General features: G+C 38.6%; 19 protein-coding genes. 8 read left to right on the top strand and 11 right to left on the bottom strand.

What is annotated here, in order from left to right; genetic code table 11:
• The first annotated feature begins 711 nt into the window (after positions 1 to 711).
• Positions 712 to 3018: an EAL domain-containing protein gene (locus HRT50_RS11000; RefSeq protein ID WP_291614339.1), complete on the top strand. Its 2307-nt coding sequence runs from the start codon at positions 712 to 714 to the stop codon at positions 3016 to 3018.
• A gap of 174 nt (positions 3019 to 3192) precedes the next feature.
• Positions 3193 to 4626: a catalase gene (locus tag HRT50_RS10995; protein ID WP_291614337.1), complete on the top strand. Its 1434-nt coding sequence runs from the start codon at positions 3193 to 3195 to the stop codon at positions 4624 to 4626.
• A gap of 138 nt (positions 4627 to 4764) precedes the next feature.
• Here HRT50_RS10995 and katG read toward each other — a convergent pair whose 3' ends face one another.
• Entirely contained in the window at positions 4765 to 6987 is a 2223-nt protein-coding gene (gene katG / locus HRT50_RS10990; RefSeq protein WP_291614336.1) for a catalase/peroxidase HPI, read from the bottom strand.
• A 240-nt stretch (positions 6988 to 7227) separates the two neighbouring features.
• On the opposite strand from katG, the gene HRT50_RS10985 reads away from it, so the two are divergent.
• Complete coding sequence (locus HRT50_RS10985; RefSeq protein WP_291614334.1) at positions 7228 to 8136, top strand: hydrogen peroxide-inducible genes activator; 909 nt, start codon at positions 7228 to 7230, stop codon at positions 8134 to 8136.
• A gap of 492 nt (positions 8137 to 8628) precedes the next feature.
• Here HRT50_RS10985 and HRT50_RS10980 read toward each other — a convergent pair whose 3' ends face one another.
• Both HRT50_RS10980 and HRT50_RS10975 read right to left on the bottom strand, forming a co-directional pair.
• Positions 8629 to 9930 (bottom strand): amidohydrolase family protein, encoded by a 1302-nt coding sequence (locus HRT50_RS10980; RefSeq protein WP_291614332.1) that lies wholly within the window; start codon positions 9928 to 9930, stop codon positions 8629 to 8631.
• Between the two features lie 197 nt (positions 9931 to 10127).
• The gene (locus HRT50_RS10975) at positions 10128 to 10940 is read right to left on the bottom strand and encodes a helix-turn-helix domain-containing protein (protein ID WP_291614330.1); all 813 of its coding nucleotides are present in this window, start codon (positions 10938 to 10940) and stop codon (positions 10128 to 10130) included.
• 213 nt (positions 10941 to 11153) lie between these two features.
• Here HRT50_RS10975 and HRT50_RS10970 point away from each other — a divergent pair, with 213 nt between their 5' ends.
• The 3 genes from HRT50_RS10970 to ribA all read left to right on the top strand — a co-directional run bounded on the left by HRT50_RS10970 (position 11154) and on the right by ribA (position 13613).
• Positions 11154 to 12260, top strand: coding sequence for an MFS transporter (locus tag HRT50_RS10970; RefSeq protein ID WP_367238870.1), 1107 nt, complete (start codon positions 11154 to 11156; stop codon positions 12258 to 12260).
• Positions 12261 to 12269: 9 nt separating this feature from the next.
• Positions 12270 to 12794 (top strand): cupin domain-containing protein, encoded by a 525-nt coding sequence (locus HRT50_RS10965; RefSeq protein WP_291614325.1) that lies wholly within the window; start codon positions 12270 to 12272, stop codon positions 12792 to 12794.
• 219 nt (positions 12795 to 13013) lie between these two features.
• Positions 13014 to 13613 carry a GTP cyclohydrolase II gene (gene ribA, locus HRT50_RS10960; protein ID WP_291614323.1) on the top strand — a complete coding sequence of 200 codons (600 nt, stop codon included), beginning with the start codon at positions 13014 to 13016 and terminating at the stop codon, positions 13611 to 13613.
• Positions 13614 to 13759: 146 nt separating this feature from the next.
• Here the strand turns inward: ribA and HRT50_RS10955 are convergent, their stop codons facing one another.
• Together HRT50_RS10955 and HRT50_RS10950 are read right to left on the bottom strand one after the other, a co-directional pair.
• Positions 13760 to 14662, bottom strand: coding sequence for a radical SAM protein (locus HRT50_RS10955; protein WP_291614321.1), 903 nt, complete (start codon positions 14660 to 14662; stop codon positions 13760 to 13762).
• Between the two features lie 231 nt (positions 14663 to 14893).
• Positions 14894 to 16090, bottom strand: coding sequence for an acyltransferase family protein (locus tag HRT50_RS10950; protein ID WP_291614319.1), 1197 nt, complete (start codon positions 16088 to 16090; stop codon positions 14894 to 14896).
• Positions 16091 to 16203: 113 nt separating this feature from the next.
• Here HRT50_RS10950 and HRT50_RS10945 point away from each other — a divergent pair, with 113 nt between their 5' ends.
• Entirely contained in the window at positions 16204 to 17070 is an 867-nt protein-coding gene (locus tag HRT50_RS10945; protein ID WP_291614318.1) for a LytTR family DNA-binding domain-containing protein, read from the top strand.
• A gap of 120 nt (positions 17071 to 17190) precedes the next feature.
• On the opposite strand, the gene HRT50_RS10940 is transcribed toward HRT50_RS10945, so the two are convergent.
• From HRT50_RS10940 to HRT50_RS10915, 6 genes are all read right to left on the bottom strand, one after another.
• Positions 17191 to 18138 carry an oxidoreductase gene (locus tag HRT50_RS10940; RefSeq protein WP_291614315.1) on the bottom strand — a complete coding sequence of 316 codons (948 nt, stop codon included), beginning with the start codon at positions 18136 to 18138 and terminating at the stop codon, positions 17191 to 17193.
• Positions 18139 to 18289: 151 nt separating this feature from the next.
• Complete coding sequence (locus HRT50_RS10935) at positions 18290 to 19216, bottom strand: hypothetical protein (protein WP_291614313.1); 927 nt, start codon at positions 19214 to 19216, stop codon at positions 18290 to 18292.
• 301 nt (positions 19217 to 19517) lie between these two features.
• Positions 19518 to 20564, bottom strand: coding sequence for a M48 family metallopeptidase (locus HRT50_RS10930; protein ID WP_291614311.1), 1047 nt, complete (start codon positions 20562 to 20564; stop codon positions 19518 to 19520).
• Between the two features lie 12 nt (positions 20565 to 20576).
• Positions 20577 to 21608 carry a YjgN family protein gene (locus HRT50_RS10925; protein ID WP_291614310.1) on the bottom strand — a complete coding sequence of 344 codons (1032 nt, stop codon included), beginning with the start codon at positions 21606 to 21608 and terminating at the stop codon, positions 20577 to 20579.
• A 351-nt stretch (positions 21609 to 21959) separates the two neighbouring features.
• Positions 21960 to 23486: a dipeptidase gene (locus tag HRT50_RS10920; protein WP_291614308.1), complete on the bottom strand. Its 1527-nt coding sequence runs from the start codon at positions 23484 to 23486 to the stop codon at positions 21960 to 21962.
• Positions 23487 to 23555: 69 nt separating this feature from the next.
• Positions 23556 to 23729: a hypothetical protein gene (locus HRT50_RS10915; protein ID WP_291614306.1), complete on the bottom strand. Its 174-nt coding sequence runs from the start codon at positions 23727 to 23729 to the stop codon at positions 23556 to 23558.
• Positions 23730 to 23904: 175 nt separating this feature from the next.
• On the opposite strand from HRT50_RS10915, the gene HRT50_RS10910 reads away from it, so the two are divergent.
• Positions 23905 to 24849, top strand: a complete 945-nt coding sequence (locus tag HRT50_RS10910; RefSeq protein WP_291614304.1) for a LysR substrate-binding domain-containing protein — start codon at positions 23905 to 23907, stop codon at positions 24847 to 24849.
• The last annotated feature ends 78 nt before the right edge of the window (positions 24850 to 24927 follow it).

Below are 24927 nucleotides of genomic sequence, written 5' to 3'. Positions count from 1 at the left end.
GGCGGTACTGTCATTCATATTAATGATGGTATGACCTATGACGATGGTGTTGTTAGTGATGAAATGTTATCGGTAATAGCTAGCTCAGTCGCATATGCTGCAAAATATTCTGTCGCTGTGCCAGAGCCAGCTTAACTCGGTATTCTTGGTTTAGGTCTCGCGGTTATGGGGTTATCTCGTCGCAAGAAGAAAAACCAGTAAACTAGTTAAAAGATATATACCCAAGCCATTTCAATATGCGAGTTTCAGGATGCGAGAGCTAATCATGATCAAGACGATTTTTTTATTAATGGTTACTCCCGCACCCCCAAAGGGCTGGTTTAAAAACGTTTTATGCTGCGTTATTGATATTGACAATAGAATGACTATTCTCTTCAATCAATACCTTGCCTAAAGACGTTTCTAATTTCAGCTGAATTCTGCATCTTGAAGTGGCTTGGGTATAACACTTGCAGATAGCAGCCTTCTACTGTGGTTAACCGCCAGCTAGAAGGCTTTTTTATAAACAGAAAATAACAGTGCTGTTAGTGATATTAAAAACTGTTTTATTTTAAGGTAAAGCGCATAACATTTAATCGATCATTGTCCGGTAAGCAAAATGTTTTTTCATATCTTGGCAAAAATAGCTCTAATCCATTGAGTTATTAGTTTTTATTATTTATATTCAAAGGTAGGTTTGATTACTCTCTCATTGAAAGGGCTAAATTTTCTGTGCAAAATAGAACGAATAAAGAGTTAGCGTTACTGTCATCAACGGCTATAACAGCAATAGTTTTATTACCAATCATTGCGCTAAGAATCTTTAAACAAGAATATATTGTCGCCTTGGCCGATCTGTTTTTAGTCATTATGCTAATTTCTGCTTTTTCCTATACTTATAGCACCCGTAAAGTAGAGTTATCCGCAACTCTCGTTGCAGTACTTGCATCAGTCACTTGGATTTTGCTGTTATCTTTTAAAGGTTTTTTCTATTCTTTTTGGGCCTTTCCTTTAATCATCGCAGCATTTTATTTACTCAGGCCGCTATTTGCCTTACTGCTCTTTATTTGCTCCTTTAGCACTTTTTTTATCAATACCTACCTAGATTATAATTGGGTATTAATGCTGATAATTTTACCTGCATATACTATCACCAGTGCCTTTGCTTATATCTATTCGGTCACAGTAGAAATAAACAATAGTAAGATTCAAGCGAATCAAAGATTATCAAGATATAGAAATGAAATTCTTGAACTCATTGTAAATTCAAGCTCATTGAATAAAGTTCTGCGTGCCATTGTTAGCTCGGCTGAATTTGAATTTAAAGAGGTACGCTGTAGTATTTTACTACTCAACGAAGCAAGAACTAACCTGACTGTTGGGGCAGGACAATCCTTGCCAGATTTTTATAACCAAGCTATTGAGGGCGTTGCCATAGGTGAAGGTGTTGGCTCTTGCGGTAGTGCAGCATTTACCGGAAAACGTGTCATTGTTGAAGATATAGCTACACATCCTTTTTGGGCTCCTTGGGCTGAGTTAGCAGCAAAGGCAAGGTTAGGCGCTTGTTGGTCAGAGCCGATAATCTCTTCATCGGGTGAGGTTATTGGTACTTTTGCTATTTATCATGAAAACAAGACCAGTCCTACAAAAGAGCAATTTGATTTAATAGAGAATTTTTCTCAACTTGCCAGTATTGCTATTGAACGTGTGCAAGCGAATAAAACTATTTGGCGCCATGCCAATTTTGATTCGTTAACTGGCCTACCTAATCGAAATATGATGAGAGAACACCTAGGTTTAGCATTAAAGACTTGTCAAAGAAATCGCACCAAGCTGGCCATCGTTTTCTTAGATCTAGACAACTTTAAAGATGTAAACGATACCCTAGGTCATGATGTGGGTGATGCGTTATTGGTCGAGGTAGCTAAGCGAATAAAATCTGTTATGCGTGAAAATGATATTGTTGCGCGTTTAGGGGGAGATGAGTTTGTTGTTATTATTAATGAGCTCGTTGACTTACAAGGGCTCAATAGCGTTTGCCAAAAAATAATTAGCCAGTTGAGTACACCTCATTCACTGGTAGGGGAGACCATTCATACCTCAGGCAGCCTTGGTGTCACCATTTACCCTGACGATGCTACCAATATTGATATCTTGCTAAAGAATGCCGATCAGGCCATGTATAGCGCAAAAAGCTTAGGTAAAGAAAATTATCAATTTTTTACTCCGTCTATGCGTGACGCGATTAATAATAGAGTTGAGTTAATCAGTGAAATAAGAAAGGCCATTGATAATGAAGAATTTAGTTTGGTTTATCAGCCAATCATTAATCTATCAAACGATGAAATATATAAAGCGGAAGTATTAATACGTTGGCACCATCCTACTAAAGGTTATATCAACCCTGAGCTATTTATTCCCCTTGCAGAGGAAACCGGATTAATCATTGAGATCAGTGATTGGGTTTTTAAAGCCGCACTTCAAACCATTAATACCTTACGTGCAGAATATCATCCAGAGTTTCAACTGAGTATTAATACTTCTCCTGTGCAGTATCAAGCAGATAAAGGCAATATTATTAATTGGCTGCTCAGCCTGCAAAAAGAGCAGGTGCCACCAGGTGCTATTGCTTTAGAAATAACAGAAAATTTATTGATGGAATCAGGCGATAAGATTAATGATATTTTTGAATTAATTCATAATGCTGGCATTGCTATTTCGATTGATGACTTTGGCACCGGTTACTCTTCGCTGTCATATTTAAAGTTATTTAATGCAAACTATTTAAAAATAGATAAATCCTTTGTACAGAAAATGGTACCCCAGAGCGATGACTTAGCGCTTTGTGAAGCCATTATTATAATGGCAAAGAAATTGAAGATGAAAGTGATTGCTGAAGGCATAGAAACAGAGCAACAACAGCAGCAATTACAACAGCTCAATTGTGAATATGGCCAAGGATACTTATTTGCTGAGCCTTTACCATTCGAGCAGTTTAAAAACTATCTGGCAGCAAATAAGCTTAGCTCTTTGTCTTGAACAGCAATGATTATAGACGCAAATTTCACTTAGCAATTTTACCAATAAGATAGCTAATAAAATATTTAATAAATAACAATCTATTGAGCTAGTTCAATAGATTGTTGATAAATATCAACTAGAATTAATAGACGTTTAATTAACCAGTTAATACCTTAACTAGAGGCTTTGAACATGTCTAAGAAGAAATTAACCACAGCTGCTGGCTGCCCAGTGGCTGATAATCAAAACGTTATGACCGCAGGGCCGCGCGGGCCACAACTTTTACAAGATGTTTGGTATTTAGAGAAATTAGCTCACTTTGACCGCGAAGTAATACCAGAAAGACGTATGCACGCCAAAGGCTCTGGTGCCTTTGGTAAGTTTACGGTTACCCATGACATCAGTAAATATACTCGCGCAAAAATATTTTCAGAAATTGGTAAAGAAACCGAGTTATTTACTCGCTTTACTACTGTCGCCGGTGAGCGTGGCGCCGCCGATGCTGAGCGCGATATTCGTGGCTTTGCCGTTAAGTTTTACACCGAAGAGGGCAATTGGGATTTAGTTGGTAATAACACGCCAGTGTTTTTCTTAAGGGATCCGTTAAAGTTCCCCGACTTAAATCATGCGGTAAAACGTGATCCTAAAACCAATATGCGCAGTGCCACTAATAACTGGGACTTTTGGACCTCATTGCCTGAAGCATTACATCAAATTACTATCGTGATGAGCGATCGCGGAATTCCGGCTACTTACCGTCATATGCATGGTTTTGGCAGTCACACCTTTAGTTTTATTAATGCCGATAACGAGCGATTTTGGGTCAAATTTCACTTAAAATCACAACAAGGCATTAAAAACCTTACCGATGCAGAAGCAGAAGCCATTGTCGGTAAAGACCGAGAAAGCCATCAAAGAGACTTATTCGAATCCATAGAAAATAATGACTTTCCCAAGTGGACCTTAAAAGTGCAAATCATGCCGGAAGCGGATGCCATAAAAGTCGCATACCACCCATTTGATTTAACTAAGATATGGCCACACAAGGATTATCCGTTAATTGAAGTTGGCGTAATGGAATTAAACCGTAATCCTGAAAACTTCTTTGCTGATGTTGAACAATCGGCTTTTAACCCAGCCAATGTCGTGCCAGGTATCAGTTTTTCACCGGATAAAATGCTACAAGGTCGTTTATTTTCCTACGGTGATGCCCAGCGTTATCGACTAGGTGTTAACCATAATCATATTCCTGTTAATGCACCGCGCTGTCCGGTAAATAGTTATCACCGAGATGGACAAATGCGCACCGATGGCAATCACGGAGCAACTATTGGTTATGAGCCCAATAGCAAAGGTGAATGGGCTGAACAGCCAGATTTTTCAGAGCCGCCATTAGATTTACAAGGTTATGCCGCTCATTGGGATCACCGCGAAGATGAGGATTACTTCTCTCAAGCTGGCGATTTATTTCGCTTAATGTCTGCAGAGCAGCAACAAGTCTTGTTTAATAATACCGCTGGCTCAATGAGCGACGTGCCTGATGAGATAAAGCAGCGTCATATTAAACATTGTACTGCGGCGGATGCTTCCTATGGTGCAGGGATAAAAGCGGCATTAGGTTTATAAGGTCTGTTTATAGTTTTAAGTAGGGTTGATAAAATAAAAAAGCGAGTACTTGCCCTTGGCAGTACTCGCTTTTTAGTTAACTTTAACCCTAACTCTATTTTGACTTTATTTTAAGCCTAAGTTAACGCTATTTATGCTCTAATTTAAATCAAATCGATCTAACTGCATGACTTTAACCCAAGCGGCAATAAAGTCATTAATGAACTTCTTATCGGCATCGTTTGAGGCGTAAACTTCAGCTATCGCTCTTAATTCTGAGCTAGAGCCAAAAATTAAATCAACTGGTGTTGCTTGCCACTTTAATTGACCTGAAGTGCGATCATGACCTAGATAAATCCCAGCTTTAGACTCATCTTTACTCCACACAGTAGCCATATCTAATAAGTTGATAAAGAAGTCATTACTTAGCACACCGGGTTTATTGGTGAATACACCGTAAGATGAGCCGTCATAGTTGGCATCAAGCGTACGCAAACCACCAACAAGTACTGTCATTTCAGGTACATTCAAACCAAGTGAGTTGGCTTTATCTACTAACATTTCTGCTGGTGACATATAGCTTTCATCGGTATAGAAGTTACGGAAACCATCAGCCTTTGGCGCTAAGTAATTAAACGATTTAACATCAGTTTGCCCTTGGCTCGCATCAGCACGACCAGGAACAAATGGCACGGTAACTTGAGTGCCAGCTTGCTTAGCGGAATTTTCGATTGCCGCAGCGCCAGCTAAGACTATTATATCAGCCAGTGATACTTGGCTCGAAGACGATTGCTTGTTGTATTTCCCTTGAATCGCGACAAGTTTAGTTAATACCTTGCTTAACTCTTTAGGGTTATTTACTGCCCAACTATTTTGTGGTGCAAGGTTAATGCGAGCACCGTTGGCACCACCACGCATATCAGTAACTCTATGACTAGACGCTGCCGCCCATGCTGTTCTTACTAACTCAGCAGTAGTTAAACCTGAGTTAACAATTTGTTGTTTAAGTTTGACGATATCTTTGTTAGTAATAAGCGGGTGCTTTACTGCTGGGATAGGATCCTGCCAAGTTAATACTTCACTTGGTACTTCTGCGCCAACATATCTTGCTCTAGGTCCCATATCCCTGTGAGTTAACTTAAACCAAGCTTTAGCAAAGGCTTTATCAAATTGCGTAGGGTCTTTTCTAAAACGCTCAACAATTTTGCGAAAGCTAGGATCTTCCTTCAAAGCAATATCGGTAGTGAACATAATAGGAGCATGACGCTTATTAGGGATATGGGCATCAGGCACTAAATTAGCCGCTGCTTTATTATCAGGAACCCACTGTTTTGCTCCGGCTGGGCTTTTGGTTAGTACCCAATTAAAGTTCATTAGGTTGTCTAAGTAGTTAGATGACCACTTTGTCGGGGTAACCGTCCATGCGCCTTCTAAACCACTGGTGATGGTATCTGCGCCAACACCTGTGCCGCATTTATTTTTCCAGCCTAGGCCTTGGTCTTCAATAGCCGCTGCCGCTGGTTCTGTGCCAACACATTTACTCGGTTTTTTCGCGCCATGAGCTTTACCTAAAGTATGGCCACCAGCAAGTAATGCCACTATTTCTTCATCATTCATTGCCATACGGCCAAATGACATTCTGATATCTTTAGCAGCTAACAGCGGATCAGGGTTACCGTGTGGACCTTCCGGGTTAACATAAATCAAGCCCATTTCTACTGCTGCCAATGGGCCTTTTAGTTTTCCCTTTTTATCTCTACGTTCATCAGTAAGCATGGCTGTTTCAGGTCCCCAGTAAACTAAATCGGGTTCCCAATCATCGGTTCTACCACCAGCAAAGCCAAAGGTTTTAAAGCCCATAGATTCAAGGGCAACATTGCCTGAAAGTACCATTAAATCAGCCCAAGAAAGTTGACGGCCGTACTTTTGTTTAACCGGCCATAATAAACGACGCGCTTTATCTAAATTAGCATTGTCTGGCCAACTATTTAGTGGGTCGAATCGTTGTTGTCCGCCAGATGCTCCACCGCGGCCATCGTGCACGCGATAAACACCAGCACTATGCCACGCCATGCGTATCATCAATGGACCATAATGTCCCCAATCGGCTGGCCACCAAGATTTTGAATCGGTAAGTGTGGTTTGAATATCTTTTTTAAGCTGAACTAAATCAAGCTTGGCAAACTCTTTGGCATAATTAAACTGCTCGCCGTAAGGGTTCGATTCAGCGCCATGTTGACGCAGTGGACTTAGGTTTAGTTGCTCAGGCCACCAAAATTGATTGGTTTTTGCTTCGTTACTTGCTAACGCCGTTGCCGGTAGTAGCATTGATGAGAGCGCAACAGAAATTGCCGCAGCAATAGGCAGTGTCTTTTTTAACATGGGTGTTCCTCGTTTGATAAATTAGTGATAATTCATTTAGTGAATAATTAGTAATAAATTAGTGATAAATAAATTTATATAAATCATAGAGAAATCAGCAGTATTTGAATATTTGATTAACTTGAAGATAAGCTTCTATTTTTCTAATAGTGAAACAGGTGACTAATTTGGTATTTCTGATTAAAATCATCTTCATGTTCTATAAAAGCTGATATTAAATTATCATTAAGTCATCAAAATATGATCTCATTAAAACAACTGCACTATGCATTAGCCATAGAAAAGACCTTACACTTTAAAAAGGCGGCAGAGGCATGCAATGTCTCACAATCGGCTTTAAGTACCGCCATTACTGAATTTGAGAAACAGTTAGGTATTACTGTCTTTGAGCGCAATAATAAGCAGGTATTAGTCACCAATAAGGGGCAATTGATATTAAATAAAGCTAAAAAGGTGAAGTTGGAATTAGACGAGCTATTACAAATAGCGCAAAGCGATAAACAGCCATTTGCTAGCCCTATGACTTTGGGAGTGATCCCGACCATTGGTCCTTATCTGTTACCTAAAGTTTTACCGGAAGTTAGAAAACAGCATCCGAGTTTTAAATTAAAAATCATTGAAGACCAATCACATGTGTTAGTTGAAAAGGTGCGCACTGGCGAAATTGATGCTGCTATATTGGCTTTGCCTTACCCTATTGATGGTTTAATGAGTTTTAACTTTTGGCAAGAGGATTTTTATTGGGTTTGTCATAAAGATGAATGCCCAGATAAAGTTCAGGAAATTAGCAGTGATGAGCTAGAGATTGATAAGTTGATGTTGTTAAAGGATGGTCATTGTCTAAAAGAACACGCCTTAGCTGCGTGTGACTTGCGAAATAAAAAGCAAGACACAGATTTTGATTCCGCCAGTTTGCATACCTTAATTCAAATGGTTGCCGGAAAGCTTGGTACTACACTCGTGCCACAAATGGCCTTAGACCAACTAACCTATAACGAATCAGAAATTAGGGCTATTCACCTAAACGAACCCGGCCCTCATAGAACCATTGCCTTAGTGATTAGGCCCAATTATGTCAGAACCGATGAGTTAACTATGCTGCAAGGTATTTTCACTGAGCAATTAACCAAAAAATGTAGCTTGGCATAAGTTTGTTTTAATTAGACTTAGTTCTATCTAGTTTGTTTTAGCTTACTTCGGGCGGGGCAGAGTAGGGTGGTTTAGTTTTATAGAAGACTATGTTCAATATTGTTAAATTTACTAAAGCATGCTGGTGGTGCACAATAGTTTCATCTTAAATAGACAAGGTGAAGTAAAATGAAAAATATATTTAATAATGTAACTAATAACATAAAATCTATTTTCAATGTAACTAGCGTTAAAAAACCGGCGCTTACTTGTAATTATTCAAACAACTATTATGGCGATCAGTATTGCCAGAAAAAGAGTAAATAAAGTGCCATGCTACTAGGCATTGGACAGGCAAAGGAAGTTTATCAAAGGGCTGAGATTGACCACTGCTTTCTCTAGCGGATGTCAGCCTTTTTTGCCGAACACATATCAAACTGCTTGGTCAGTTCGTATGTAGCCCTTGAATAATACTACTGCTTAGCTATTGCGCTTAATAATTTTAACATAGCTTTATTCTTTGACAATTACGCCAGATTTCATGACAAAATCAACATCAAGTAACTCTTCAATGTCTTTTAATGGGCTGTTATCCATGGCAATAATGTCGGCAATTTTTCCTATCTCAATGGTGCCTAAGGAATCAGATTTTCCTATTAAATCTGCGGCATTAACCGTCGCTGTTTTTAAGATGTCTTGTGCTGTCATGCCAGCATTAAACATCAGTACCGCTTCTTTACCATTGTTACCATGCTTAGAAACACCGCTATCAGTCCCGTAGGCAATATTTACCCCAGACTGATATGAACGTTTAAAGCTCTCGATCATATCGCCACCGACGCGAATGGCCTTGGCACGAATAGCCGGCGACATAAAATTGGTGTTTTTTGCTAAATTAACTACCGTGTCACCAGCCATCAAGGTCGGCACTAGATAAGCGCCCGTTTCTTTGAACAGTTTAATGCTTTCTTCATTAGCGTAACTGCCATGCTCAATACTATCAACACCGGCTCTTAACGCTGCGTTTATACCTGCTGCCGCATGGGCATGACTTGCAACCTTTCGGCCTAAAGCATGAGCTGAACTTATCACTTCTCTTAATTCATCATCAGCCATTTGCTGGCCGGTACCTGTGTTTGTATCAGATAACACGCCACCAGTAGAGGTGATCTTAATCACGTCAGCACCAAACTTTATTGCCCTGCGGGTAGCGCGGCGACAATCATAAGGGCCATCACACACGGTTTTCGCTGTGTGCATTTCTAACAGAGCAGGGCTCATGCCATCAACATCGCCATGACCGCCGGTTACGGCAACATTACTGCCGGCGGCAATTATTCTTGGACCTAGTAGGTAGCCTTTAGCAATACCATCACGTAAGGCAAAGCTTTGCTCGGCACTGCCACCTAAATCTCTTACCGTTGTAAAACCCGCCATTAGCGTCTTTTTAGCAAAGTAAGCACTTTTAACTAACTTGTCTGCATCAGACATTTTAAGTTTTTCACTATCATTTTTAGGACCTAACTCTCCTTGCAAATGCACATGCATATCCATAAGACCGGGCATAACGAAGCTGGTAGATAAATCTACTAATTGTGCATTTTTAGCTATTTTATTCGCGGGGATAAAGCCAGACTTGAGTGCGGTAATAATGCCACTTTTAACTACTATGGTTTGTTTAGTTAACGGTGCTTCCCCAGGAATAGTTAATACTTTACCCGCGTGAATTACATAGGTTTGTGCAGCAAGTTGAACGGAGACTAGAGTCGTCAGTGTTAATCCAAGCAGCGTAGAGGCCTTCAATAAAGCTTTCATAATGTTCCAATTGTTTTTATAATTTATCACTCACCATAGCAAGGTTATTTACACTGGGATATTCAAATACGTTTAATTAACGGAATCTATGGTTGAATAGCAACACAAGCCTACTCAGCAAACTTGGCATTTGTATCTGCCCTAGGGGGTAATAACTCGATACCAAGTAAATAAGAAAGTACCAAGCACATGCTTAATCAATTCCCCCTCGATAAGTATTTCTTCGGCGAGCAGCCCAGTTGTTTCTTAAACCCGGTGATAAAAGCAGAGGTTGATTCATAACCCAGTTCAAAAGCAATATTGGTAAGCTGAGTACCGGTATTCAGCATTTCTAATGATTTCAATATTTTTAGTTTTTGCTTCCAGCGACTAAAGCCCATACCGTAATGTTTGTTAAATAATCGGTTTAAGGTGCGACTTGATGCGCCGACTTTTGTGGCCCATTGTTCAATGGTTAATTTGTTGGCTGGATCATGATTAAGCTCATCTATGATGGGCAGCAACCTGTTATCCTTGATGGTTGGCATAAATAATTCATTACTCGGCGCTATGGCTAATCTGTCGATTAACACCCGCGTCAATCGACTAGTTTGCTCGTTTTCTTGGTAAAGTTCAGGCCAGCTAGCCACTTCTAATAACAGCGATTTTAATAAGGGATCTACCGTTAAGGTTCGCACCGAATTACCTAGCTCTTCACTCCAGGCCGGGTCTATATACAAACTACGGTTACTGACACTGTTTTTGCAAAAATGTTGATGCTGCGTTTTAGCCGGTAGCCACAAAGCTTGCTCTGGTGGGATGACAAAGACACCGGCACTGGTTTCAATATGCATTACTCCTCGACAAGAATAAGACAACTGTGACCATGGGTGAGAATGACTCACTATTTGTGTCATGGCCTTAAATTCACCGGAGGTGGACACTATTGGTCGAGGCAGTGAAGGGTAGAGTCTACTTGGGCTTTCTAGATGCCACTTCAACTTTGTCTGTTTAGATAAACTTAATGTCATAATTAACCTATGTGGTCACTTAAACTTGATCATATACTGACCATTCTAGATAAACAAGCTATCAATTTAGCTCATCAGCTATTTAGGCTTTTATAAATTTTCGGGAGTAGTATGGATACCAAGGCGACGGAAAATAAACTTAATTCGGCAGGGAGTAGTAAGACTAAAAGTTGGCAAACACCTTTTGTTTTCCTTGTTATTGCCAGCATCGTTATGTCAATAACCTTTGCCGCTTGGTTGGCAATGCTTAATAATTTTTCCATTGAGCAAGCCGCTTTCACCGGTGCTGAAATAGGTGTATTACAATCACTGAGAGAAATCCCTGGATTTTTGGCTTTTACTGCAGTGTTTATCTTATTGGTCTTAGCGGAGCAAACTTTTGCGTTGGTTTCCCTGTGTGTTTTATCAATAGGTGTTGCTATAACGGGATTTTTTCCCAGTATTTACGGCCTTTATGCTACGACAGTATTGATGTCTATCGGCTTTCATTATTATGAAACTGTAAATACTTCATTAAGTTTACAGTGGTTTGATAAAGAAGAAACAGCCGTGAAATTAGGCCAATTGATGTCGATTAAATCAGCGTCCTCATTAGTTTGTTATGGCTTGATCTGGCTAAGTTTTAGCTTTTTATCGACGAGTTATCAATTTTTGTATCTGTTTTTTGGCTTAACCGGTTTACTACTGACCCTGTGGCTAGCTTTTGTTATGCCAAAATTTACCATAGCCCATAGTCAGCATAAAAAAATAATCTTACGAAAACGCTACAGCCTCTATTATTTATTGACCTTTTTAGCGGGCGCGCGTCGACAAATCTTTGTCGTCTTTGCTGGTTTCTTAATGGTAGAAAAGTTTGGTTATAGCGTTCAGCAAATCACCTTGCTCTATATGATTAATCATGTGATTAACTTTTTCTTAGCGCCTAAAATTGGCGCTTGGATAGCCAAAGTAGGCGAGAAAAGGGCACTAACTCTAGAATATATTGGCTTAGTTATTGTATTTGTTGGTTATGCGTTAGTGGAGTCGGCAGATATTGCCGCAGTACTTTATGTTATTGACCATTTATTTTTTGCTATGGCTATCGCGTTAAAAACCTATTTTCAAAAAATAGCAGACCCTAAAGATATTGCCTCAAATTCAGCGGTTAGTTTTAGCATTAATCATATTGCCGCCGTGGTAATTCCCGCCAGTTTTGGTTTGATATGGCTGTATGATCATTCACTTGTTTTTTATGCAGGTGCTGCCATTGCTCTGGCTTCCTTGGTTGCTAGTCAATTTATTAACCTAGAGCATAATAAAAAGCAGAGTGTAGTGGCGTAGCTCGTTTACATGACACAGCTATTTTACATGGCACAGCAGAATAAGCAGATGTTGTTAAGTATTTTTGCAAAGAATACTAACCTGCTTTTTAAGGGCGTACCATTAATAAAAGTAGGCGCCTTGATCATTAATAGCTCAGGCGTCCTGATTCACGTATCTTCAAGTAACTTGGGTATAGGCATGATTAGAAACTTTATAACGTGTGAAAAAATTAGCGATGAAAATAGCCATGGTGGCGAAGGTGTCATCGAAATTCAAAAAATGTTCAAGCGTGAAGATTTTAGTGGCGTTTGGGATTTTGCCTTGCGGGTAATCATGCCGCCCAACTCATCAATGGGGCTTCATCAACATGGTGACGATGAAGAGATGTATATCATCCTTAGTGGCGTAGGGCTTATGACTATTGAAGGCAAAGAGCAGAGGGTGGCTAAAGGCGATATGATTTTAAATCAGCCCTTTGGTAACCATGGCCTATTAAATGATAGTAAGCAAAATATTGAATTACTCATTATACAAGCGAGTAATAAAGGTTAAGCAAGCATTAGCTAATAGTCATGTATGGCTATGGTTGGATTGTCGATATCCTACTATCAGATATGCGACATGTATAAGTAAGAGTGAAATTGTTGATATAAAGGTCATACCAGTAAAGTGGTTTAGGGTATAATCTTTATACTTAAAGCCAGCGAAGCTATTCGCTGGTATAATTGATAAATAAACAACTCATTTTAGGTTAGTAGATAAGTAGTAGCTATGGCTGAAGTACGTACAAGAATTTCATTAAAAGTTGGCTCTAACAGTGACATTCCAGCAGAAATGCTGTCATTTAAGGGCTTAATTACTGATAAAGAGCATGTTGCCTTGATTTTTGCTCAGGCCGATAAGTCACAAAAAGTCCCTCTGGTTAGAATTCACTCTGAATGTTTAACTGGCGATGTCTTCCATTCTTCTCGCTGTGATTGTGGTGAGCAACTTGATGAAGCTATTGAACTGATGGCAACAGAAGGTGGTGTAATACTTTATCTACGCCAAGAAGGACGTGGTATTGGTTTGTATAATAAGATTGATGCTTATAAGCTGCAATCTGAAGGAATGAATACTTACCAAGCGAATAACCATTTAGGTTTTGGTGATGATTTAAGAGACTTTACTGAAGCTGGGCAGATGCTTGAAGCGTTAAATATCAGCACGCTAAAATTAATGACCAATAACCCGATAAAAGCAAAAGCATTGATTGATTATGGTCTGACGGTTGAAAAGGAAGTCAATACCTCTACTCATCTTAAAGACGGTAATGAAGATTACCTTAAAGCTAAAGTAGACAAAGCAGGTCATAAGCTTACCTTTGATTAAAACTAGTTAATTTACAATGTTCAATTAACAATGTTTAGTTAACTATTTTTTACTGCCGTTAGCCAACAAATCGTTTGCTAACGGTACTCTGGTTTACACTTTCATCGCTTACTTGTGCCACTTGTTTTACTTAGTAATAATAGTTTTTACAAGCCTCGTTGCCATTCCTGCCTTAAATTAGCATCACTGGGTTTCTTTAATGCTTGCCTTACTTGGCTCAGCAGTGCTGCTTTATCATTACCTAATACGCCTTTGAGCACTAAGTAATTTGAAGCATGATCAGATCTGAAAATAGTTTTTTCTAACTCAAGCTCTGATAACAGTGTTTCCATTTCAGAAAATAACTCTTGCTGGGTTAATTGCCGATAAGGTTTTAATGATGCTTGGGTAAACCTCTCAGCAAAGCGTTGTTCACCTAACGGAAAAGACACCACCAGTGTCGATAAATAATTAGGTTGCGCTTCATTCATCAATTTTGCTGAATTAATGGCATGTTGACGAGACAATTCAGGGCCGCCAAGACCATTTAAAATCATCACTGAGCTTTTCATGCCTGCTTGCTTTATTTTCTTAAGGGCAACTAATGAGCTTTGGTAGGTTTCGCCTTTTTTAATTAGCGCCAGTACCTCATCATCACCACTTTCACAGCCAATAAACATTAATTTTAAACCTAAGGCTTGCAACTCGGCCAGCTGCTCTACTGTTTTATTGGTCAAATTCCTCGGCAAACAATAACTAGCAACTCTACTTACTTGCGGTAAATGCAACTTTATTAACTCGAGAATTTCTTTTAAGCGCTTGAACGGCAACATCATGGCGTCACCATCAGCTAGAAAAACTCGTCTTGTTGCTAAACCTGATTTAGCAACCTTGATTATTTCTTCTTCAATTTGCTCAATTTTCTTTGGTTTGAACTTTTTATTTTCGCTGGTATACATATCGCAAAAGGTGCATTTATTATATGAGCAACCATTAGTGACTTGTAATATTAGGCTTTTCCATTCACTTGGAGGACGAAATACCGGTTCAATATAATTCAAAGGATACATAGTAATTTCTATTTAACTAGGACCTTACTAGTTTATACCAAGTAGATTTAAACTGTCGCGTTAAAATGAAGCCGGTTTAATTAGTACTAGATGTATCATTGGCAAGCGAGGTTATAACTTGCCAATGATTCAGCAGTTGCTACTTTTAAAAGTAGAAACTCGTGCCTGGGCTAGTGTAAGTCTTAGCGTCTTTATCAGAGCTGTTCTCCATCAAAGACACTAAATAGGCGGTTAACTTTGTAATCGTAATTGCATGGAATATTTCTTTTTAACTGCTTTCATACCACAGAGCAGGTGTAGAATATTTACCCGTCGAATAACTTCATAACCAATCAAGCAGCCAAAAATTGTCATTGCAAGTAATAACATTGCTTCTAAAAGTGGATTTAACAACAAGGGTTTTAACCACCAGGCGAAAACAATGATTAAGGTCTGGTGCAAAATGTACCAGGGTAAAATAGCCTTTGTTGCATAACTTAGTATTGGACTTGGGCGGTTAAGATAAAAGCCAGCAAAGCCGACTACACAAAATAACCATGCCCAGTGGTTGATTGATAAAATAATACCGTAGAAGAGCTTAACTAATAGGTTAGTCTCGAATTGACTAGCTAGAACAGTAAAACTATCGTGTCTGTCTGCAATGATAAAAACGTACGCCAAAATCGCAACTACCAGTAAAGTTAGTCGCTTATCAATAACAAATGTCCACCAAGATCTCTGTAAGACAAAGAAATAACCTAGGGTGAAAACTAACAAGTATTTTCCGTGATTATACCAATCGTTAATTAATGCATTGGTGGGTGGGTAGTCTTGTCGAAGCATTAACCAAACAAAAGTTAAGGCTAAAACAGCCATCGATAAAGCTAATGTTGCTGGTATCTTCTTAAGTAATTTACTATTAGCCAAGCTGTTAAGTGGTGCTTTTAATAGGATAAAGATAAGGCTATATACCCATAAATAAGGTAAAAACCATAAGTGATTCCAAGTGAGTAAACCTATTATGGTGTGGTGATCGCGCAGTAACTCGGTATTGGGATTAATATAGCTAGACCAAAAGTTTAAATAGCCTGGCTTTATTAAGCTTTGACTCAGTGCTTCGTAGTAAATTTGGGGCACAACAATAACAAACATACCAAATAATAACGGGATTAATAACCGTGTCGTTCGTGATTTAGCCAAGTGCCAAGAGGAATATCGTGGTTGCACTAACGCCAAGGCAATGCCGCCAATAAAAAATAGCAGCGACATACGCCACGGATTAGTTAATATCATAATATCTTGTAATATGGTCGATGTTTCTTCGCTTTTTATATGCCAGCCCCAGTCAGTTACATAGTACATACCAACGTGGTATAAAATTAACACCCCAAATGCCAACGTTCTCAACCAGTCAATATCATAGTGTCGTTCATTATTATTGTAAGTCATGTCTTTCTCCATTAAGATTTTACCAAACAGTTTGACAAATACCTTCTTGTTGAAAAACACCTAAGTGCTTATGATGACTGGCTTTAGGGATAAACGGTGGAATAGTGGGATAAATGAATAGCGCTCAATTTGAACAAATCGAAAAAAATAAAACCCTCTACGGCTATCTTGCTGTCAGTGTCTATTTTTTTATCAATAGTATTATTAACGCTTCTACTGTTTGGATGGAACACAGTCGCCATGGTGAGTCTAGTATTTCGTTATGGGAACCCTTTACTTGGGAGTTCAGTAGTGCATTAGCTACCTTGTGCATATTTCCGGCAATGGTTTGGCTTTTTAAACGTTATCCTCCACGCCTTATAGAGATAAAAAAGCAACTGCTGATTCATTTGTTCGCTTCGATTATTTTTTCACTAACTCATGTTTTTATCATGATTGTCATTCGTGAAGGAGTATATTTTTTTAATGGAGGTAACTATGATTTCGGCTCGATATCTAGAGAGCTTTGGTATGAATATCGAAAAGATGCCAGGGCTTATCTATTCTTTTTCTTTATCTTTCATATGGTGCAGTACATCTATAGTCGTCTTAAAGGCGAAGCAAGTCCTATTGCTGAAGATGAAGAGCAAGCTGATAAAAATGAAGAAAATAAAATCCCCAAACATTTTTTGGTGAAAAAATTGGATAAAGAATTCTTAGTTAAAGTTTCAGATATTGAGTGGCTTGAGTCTTGTGGTAACTATGTGAATTTGCACAGTAAGGGGCGAATATACCCATTGAGGTCGACCTTGGCTAACATAGTAACTCGAATAGAAAGCTTGGGTTTTAGCCGTATTCATCGAAGTCATGCTATTAATCATAATGAGATTGAAAGTATCAGCTACCTGCCAAGCGGTGATGGTGAGATTTCTTTTAAATCAGGCACTAAGTTAAAGTTATCACGTAGTTATAAAGAGGCGTTTAAAAAGGTATTCAGTTAGCATTAACTGAAGCGACCTTTAGCCGTGTCGCTCTAGATAGTCGCAAAGAGGTTAAGATAGGAATCACCTGCTAAATATGTGTTAGAGGCACTTAAATAAAAGAACATTCAATTTTAAGAATCATTGACGAAATGAATAGATGGCAACTTTTCCTTTAGCTCCGGCGGCTAAAAATAAGCCTTGATTACTTGCTAAAGTATAAAAACCTTGGTCATTTTTTTCTGCCGAAGTGTTGGCTAATATGCGCCAACTTATTCCTCCATCAAAAGAAATATCATTACTGTTTTTTCCGGTCGCAATGCATAGCAATTCTTCACATTGCATTGCCGTTCTTAAGCCGTGTTGGCCGGTATCAACAGTACGCCATTGTTCTTGGTCAAAAGTTGCCATGTTCGCGTACTTGCCCGCTCTTTGTTTATAGTCACCACCGATAATAAAAACTTGCTGCAAATGATTAGTCGCTAAGCTATATCCTCCAGCTGTTGGGGTTTCGTTAAACAAGGGCACACTGTGGCGTTGCCATGTTTCACCAAAGTCATTACTGGTATAAATGGAGGCTGATTTACCACCGGTGGCAAACCAGGCCTTACCTTGCTCACCCACAATGATGCTATTGCCACTGGCAGAAAATGCTGATTCATTCGCCAGTATTTTCGGGATGTGTTGGGCTTGAATACGTCGCCAGGTTTTACCGCCGTCAATTGTTCTTTTAATCACATAATAACCATCAACGGGATCGCCGAAAAGCAAACCATTATCTTTATCCCAAAAAGCGATGGAATCAAAAAAACCTTGTTCATCTTGATTCTCATATAGCAGCGACCAACTATTTCCGCCATTAATCGTTTTATACAGCACCGAGTCTTTGCCACTGCCAATTCCCATAACAATAGCCGTATTAGCATCAAATAATTCAATATCTCTAAAGTCAGTGGTAAGCTCAATGGCTAATGATTTATCCTGCCATGTTGTGCCGCCATCCTGACTGACAAATACCGCATTATTACTGGTGACCCAAAGAGAGTTGTCAATAACGGCACTACCTCGTAATGAAGGCGTAGTGGGCAAAGTGGTATATTGCCACTGTGGTAACTTGCTTAGGGTGTCAGCGAAACTTACCGATGTGGTGAGTATTATTATGCAGGTAGCGTGAATACCATACCTGTTAGTGCTAGCTTTATATTGTTAAATATAGGTCATACCATTAGTTATATGTTCGTTATATATTGGCGATTTTTGGTTGTTTTGTTACACGCTCTTTAGTGACTTGGTCGAGTTTAATCATATAAGAGTTTCGACCTATGCCATTAAACTCTTCATCGGCAAAAATGATGGTGTTTTCGTCAAAAAAAGTTACCGCTTCTTTTTGGGTGACTATACCTAAATCAATCTTATAGGCATCACCCGAGAAAAAGTCATCACCTTGCCAGTTCTCAAATAGCCATAAGCGCTCTGAGTCTAATAACACTAACTTAGTTCTATTTGGGCTTAACGCTGCAGAAGTTATCCAGCAGAGTTTTTCATAGGTGGTACAGGTATTAAAATTACTAATAAAATCGGCTTGATAATTGTCGGCATGATCGCCAATCTTATATAAGTTAGTATCACCATCAAAAGGCTCAGTTCGATTTTTTGAAAATAGATATAAATGTTTTTTGTAAAAAACAAAGGCTTCTAAATCAAAGTTTTTTTCTGAGGCTTTGGGTGGGTAATTTAACTGCTTAGGGAAGGTGAATTTAATTATTTCAGCTTGAGTTTCGGTACCTTTTATATCGATGGGGTTTTCAATTTTATATATGGTTAACCATTTACGAATATTGTCATTATTACCAAAATCACCAATGAAAAAGTGGCCAAAATCATCTTGGGTCATATCCTCCCAGTCCAGGTTTCTGGCATTGGTTATGGTGATAGTTTTAACTACTTTACCATCGCTTTGTATTTGATGGACCTGTGCTGAATTACCGCCATCATTAATGGCCCAAAAATTACCCGCCTTATCGACTTCAATGCCAGAGATCTCTTTAAGTTTACTATCTAAAGTGACTAATTTACTGCTGTAAAGCTGATGAGTTGCCATTAGGGTAAGGGCTAACACGAGTAAGGCACTGATGAGAGCTATTGCGTAAACCGATTTTTTTATCATTAATTGTCCAAGTAGGGTAAAACACAATTGCCAAGGTCATTGAATACCAACAAGCCATGGGCATCAATGTTTACCTAAATTCACCCTATCTATTTACTTTACCGATTGAAACTGGCGATTTAATTTCCCGATAAAATAGCACGAATAGTTTTATTTATGTGCAATTATTTTATGTTTTGTATTGGATAGGTTGTAGATACGGCTATTACGGAGCTGGTATTTATTAACTATCAGGCTCGTTGAACTGTATTTATGTACTCGAAGTAATGCCCGATATTACAGGCAAAATTATTTTGAACACTCAATCATTTTCTTTGTTGAACTGCTCTATTAACTTTATTCTTTTTTCTGTTTTAGGATGTGTTGAGAAAAAGTCATTTATCGCACTTTCGCTGCTGCCTGCACTTTGTTTAAGGTAATACTGTTCTAAATTTCTCATGGCATCAACAAAGCTCTGCAAGGGGATATTGTGGTTGCTTAACTGGGTTAGCGCGTAGCTATCTGCTTCTATCTCAAATTCGCGAGAGTAAGCTAAATCTAGCAGTAAAGTAGGAAGTCCTGTTAGTAGGTCAAACGTTTCCACGTCACCCGTGATAAATACCACCATGATGGTCAACATAGCATCTTGAATCATGCGCTGAGTCATATGTTTGTGTGATAAGTGACCTAACTCATGAAACAGTACTGCAAGTAGCTCATCATCAGATTTGGTTAAATTGACAAAGTCATCAGTAAAAACAATAACACCATTAGGGAGGGCTAAAGCATTCGCGTTCATGCCGGCTCTAAATACTAACTTAGGTTGTAAGCTTTTATAGCTTAATAGGTAAGGTGCCACTAAAGCTGTTATTTCTTGTTGCCTTTGAGCAGATAACTCTGAGGCATCAAAAACAGTTTTATCTAAAATATCTAAACTTGAGATGAGTTGCTGTGAGGTAAATTGTGGCGCATGGTGAGCCATGACTCTTGCTGTGCTGGGTATGCCATAGATAATCAAACCATATAAAAAAATGACGGTGGCAATTGTTGATAGGCAAATTAGTTTTAAATTATTCTCTAATCGGTATAACCAAGTATTTTGCTTAGATGAGTACTTTTTTTGCCAGCTGATTATTTTGTCTATTTCATCGTGGTTATCACAGACAAAAAGCTGCGCATCATCAAATGAAATTTCTCTTGGCGTATTACCTAAACGAGTTTCCACTTTATAATGTTGCTGTTCAAATGATAATACCTCTCGCTGTGTGGCTAAGTGAATACTAGTTATTTTATGGTCGCTGTTAACCTCTAAACGCGCGACGTGGCGTTTAGAGGTTTTACCATCTAGGTAGATTCCGTCTATAAACATTAAGTATTGTCTTTAGGCAAAATCAAATACTTGGCCAAACTCTTCACCTAAGGCGCTGATATTTTCTTTTTCAGCGGCAATAAAGTTATCTAAGTCGCCATTTGCGTGCATTGTTAAGCAAGAACAAATGTACTTTGTCATACGAACTTTTGCTGCTGGCAGGTATAAACCAAGCGTAATAATGGTTAGAAACAAGTTGATTAGAATCACTTTTGTTTGACCTGTTATGGTTAATTTGGCTTCAAATTTGTGTGCCACTAAGTTTAAACTGGCATAAAATAGATTGGTAAATGATACCAGTGCATAAACAATTAAAGCGAAATACATGATGCCGAACAGCACTGGAGATATGATGGCAAAAACAGGTACAAAATAAGTAATTAATGCAATTGGTACACCGACAACTACGGCAATGCCTAATGCGCTTAAAAATATCATGCCGTAATCTTTATATGTAGCGTTAAAGTCAAAGTTACTGGTGCCGTAAGCGCTATTGCGAACAAAATATTCGTTGGCTTTTAGTATGGCAAGTGGGTACAAAATACCTAAGGTAAGAATACCCAATATTGGCCAAATATAGATGACCATAAAGGCTTGTCCATATGAGCCTTTAAAGCGAAATTGAATGTTTTTGTATGAGGACATTCTATTGTTAAAGGCGACAGATTGATTAATGAAATATGGAATAGCAATAAGAAGGGCGATAGCAAGAATGCCGGAAATTATTGGAAAGAATATTGAGGCAACGTAGTAGGCAATAAACGCAGCTAAAGCAATAAGTCGGCCTTTTAATATAGTAAGTGGGTCAGCTAGATAACGAAAATTATCATTGTCTAAGTATAAGTTTGAATAAAAATAGCGATTATTTCTTACCGTAGCCCATGCAGAATAAATGCCTAAGGTAACAATGGTTAATAGAATATTTACAATCCAAATTTTAAAGTACTCAATACCGTCACCACGAAATTCAAAACCAATTTTTCTGTGAGACTGCGTGGGGGTGTTGGTATTATTTACAGGAGGGGTATCTGAGCTATGCGTCATTATATTATCCTTAATTAATGATTGTTATGTCAACAGACATCCATGATGTGGAATGTTACTGTCTGTTTTTTCTGCTTTTTATTAACAGTGATGAATGATAAACAAGTTTTAACTTTGATACAAGCAAGATGTTAATGGGAAAAATTAATAGAGATAAATGTTTTGAGGGGAGACTTCTTGTTAGTCGAATTATTCAATGAAGTAGTGAAAATATTTAGTGCTATAACTATTTTAAAAATACTTACCAGCAAACTTAATTTGCGCTTAGCATTGAATATAAGCTTAAATTAAATTTGTTGGTAATGAGAATGTGAGCTACTTTACTCTATTGCTATTGGTGGAAATATATAGTTACTTCGCTAACTCAATCAGCACAGCAGTATACATTTTTAGGTTTAAGATAAACTGCTCCTTGGTAATAAACTCATGCTCTGAATGGCCGGTGTACTCTGTTCCTGGCATTGAAGGACCAAAGCTGACCGCATTAGGGAAAAGCCTTGAATTAGTGCCGCCACCAATAGAGACTGGTTTCGCATCGGCTATGCCAGTGTAAAATGCAAACACCTCAAGTAGCGTGTCAATTTGCGGCGCATGCTTTTGTACAAAGGGCTCGTTAATTTTACTGCTTACGTCGAGCAGAGTTACTTGATTTTGTTGTTGCCACTCAGCTAACGTTGCCTTGATTTCAAGCTCTAGTTGTTTAGTGGTTTTGCCGCTAGGTCTACGGATGTTTATATTTAACGCCATGCCTTTCGCCGTAGTTTTAAGTACAGTAGCTTGTACCGTCATTGGCCCCATAAAATCATCGCTAAAGGCGATATCACCAAATTTATCACCGTACAAACCCGTACCTAACTGGTTGTTGATAAAGTTAACCAAGGCGCCACTGCTATTATTTGGCCAGTGATTTACTGTTAATAAATCAGCGAGGTGAGTAATGGCATTTACGCCGTCTTCAGGCTTAGAGGAATGCGCTGATTTGCCTAGGGCACTAATGCTTAATTGTTTACCTTGCCATTGGTAGCTATAACTCATGCCGGTGTGGGATTTAGCGACTTGTTTTATTTTACCTAACAGCTGTTGATCCGCATTTTCTATTCTTGCATGAGCATCTTCTGGAATTTGACTGCCAAAAAAGCCACCAGTAAATTCACTGATATAAGTTTTACTTGAGGTTAAGCTCGTTTTAGGAAAAGTCAGACTTATGGTGCCATAGCCTTTTTCGGCGGTTACCACTGGGTATTCGGCATCAAGGGTGATGTTAACTTGTGGCAGTGAGTGTTGCTTGATATGTTCACGTAGTGGCTGCCAGTCAGATTCTTCGGCCATGTAAACATATAATTCGATACGTTTATTAAGTTTGATTTTTAAATCTTTGATGGATTTCATTGCATAAAGGGCATTACTTATTGGTCCTTTATCATCTTCTGTGCCCCTACCGATGAGTTTTCCCGGTTCTGAGCTTAGATCAAGTACTAACGGTGACTGTGCCCATTTACTGGCATTAAAAGGTTGGATATCACCATGGGTGATCATACCGACACGCTGCTCGCTTTCACCTAAGCCAATAACAACCACATAACCATAGTCGGTATAGTCTAAACCTAGTTGCTTGGCCTGTCTGGCTAGCTCGGCTTTAAATTGTTGGTGAACGGGGTTTTCAGTCGAGGCTAAACCTTCGATTGCTATGGTATTAAAGGTCATTAATTGACGTAGACTTTCGACCATTTCAGCTTGGTAAGTTGCTTCAGCATATTGTGCCGCCTTGTTGGCAATATCACTTACACCACCACTAACACCAGCAAGTAGGTGCAAGGGTAGTAATAAAGCACAAGAGAGTAGTAAAGAAGTTAAAGATTTAGGTTTTTTCACGAGCATACTCCTGTCGTTTACTTGGTTTTTATTTTTTATTGAGAATATAAAATTTTACGGGCTTAGATCTTACTATTATTTTTGGTAAATGGCTTTTGATAACCCTAGCTTATTTGAAATATTAGCAAGTAGTTGATTGAAAGTACTAACAGAATTAGATATATTTTCGTAATGGTTTTCTGTTATTGCTGTTGTTTTTACTACTTGGGCTGCTACTTTATTGGTTTTTATGGATGTTGGTACGTTCATCTTACTTATCTCCTTATTATTGCTTAAAGGTATTGTGCCTAGGGAAGTACTATTGAACCAACAATAAGAATTTAACCAGCCAATAAGCTGAGCTTATCGAGGGTGATTTTTATTGCTAATATTCATGAAGCTATTAGTGCAATTACAATTTTTATTACTAACAGGGGGAGTTAAAGTGGATAAAAGGTTAAAACAGTTAAATAACTTACGAAGTTTTGAAAGTGCCGCTCGCCATGAAAGTTATAGTAAAGCAGCAAAGGAATTATTTGTTACCCAAGCTGCTGTCAGCCAACAAATGCGACAGTTAGAAGCGGCTATGGGCAGTCAGCTATTTGTCCGAAACGGCAGAAAAATGCAGTTAACTGAAAGTGGAGAAAAGCTTTATACAGCTACTCATAAAGCATTCGATACATTGTTAAAAGGCTTTAATAGCATTCAAACAGAAGAGGTTGCTGGCACCTTAACTATCACATCCACGCAAGCCTTTACCTCTTTATGGCTTATGCCTAGACTGTATAAATTTTCTATTAAACATCCTGAAATCAAAATAAAGGTTGTTGCCTCAAACAGTATCGAAGATCTCCGCCAAGGTCATATAGACCTTGCTATTCGCTTTTTAACGACCGGCGAAGTTGATACCAGTGATGATATGGTTTATGAGTTCATTGCTGAAGATCATGTATATCCAGCCTGTTCACCACAACTGGTCACCGAATATAACTTTAAAGAGCCAAAAGATATTTTAAATTGTTGGTTGGTGAGCTTAGAACATCAAGGCAGTATTAATTGGCCCACTTGGTTCAAAAAGGCGGGTGTAGAAGATTATCAAGGTCATAAAAAATGGACTGAAGTCAGCTCTGGAGATATGGCGTTAAGCGCAGTATTAAGTGGTCATGGTTTTACTTTGGCGTCACAAGCGCTCTTTTCTCAATACGTTAATACTGGGCAGCTGGTTATACCGTTTAATATTAAACACCCAGTATCATTTAAACGATACTTTGTCTTTGATCCTAATTCGGCTAAAAAATCTCGTCTTGATGTCTTTATCGCTTGGTTAAAAGAAGAAACTAAGCTCGATGAGCAAAGTACCTTAGACGCTATAGGTCACGCGAGTTTATAGTTGATACATGTATAAAAGTTATAACTCCCAGCGATTAAATAAGGCGCTATGAAAGCGCCTTATTTAATACATCAATTA

It is taken from the genome of Colwellia sp. (assembly GCF_013215345.1).
Classification (GTDB): Bacteria; Pseudomonadota; Gammaproteobacteria; order Enterobacterales; family Alteromonadaceae; genus Colwellia.
The sequence above is the reverse complement of the archived record's forward strand: the minus strand, read 5'-3'. Positions and strand labels throughout refer to the sequence as shown.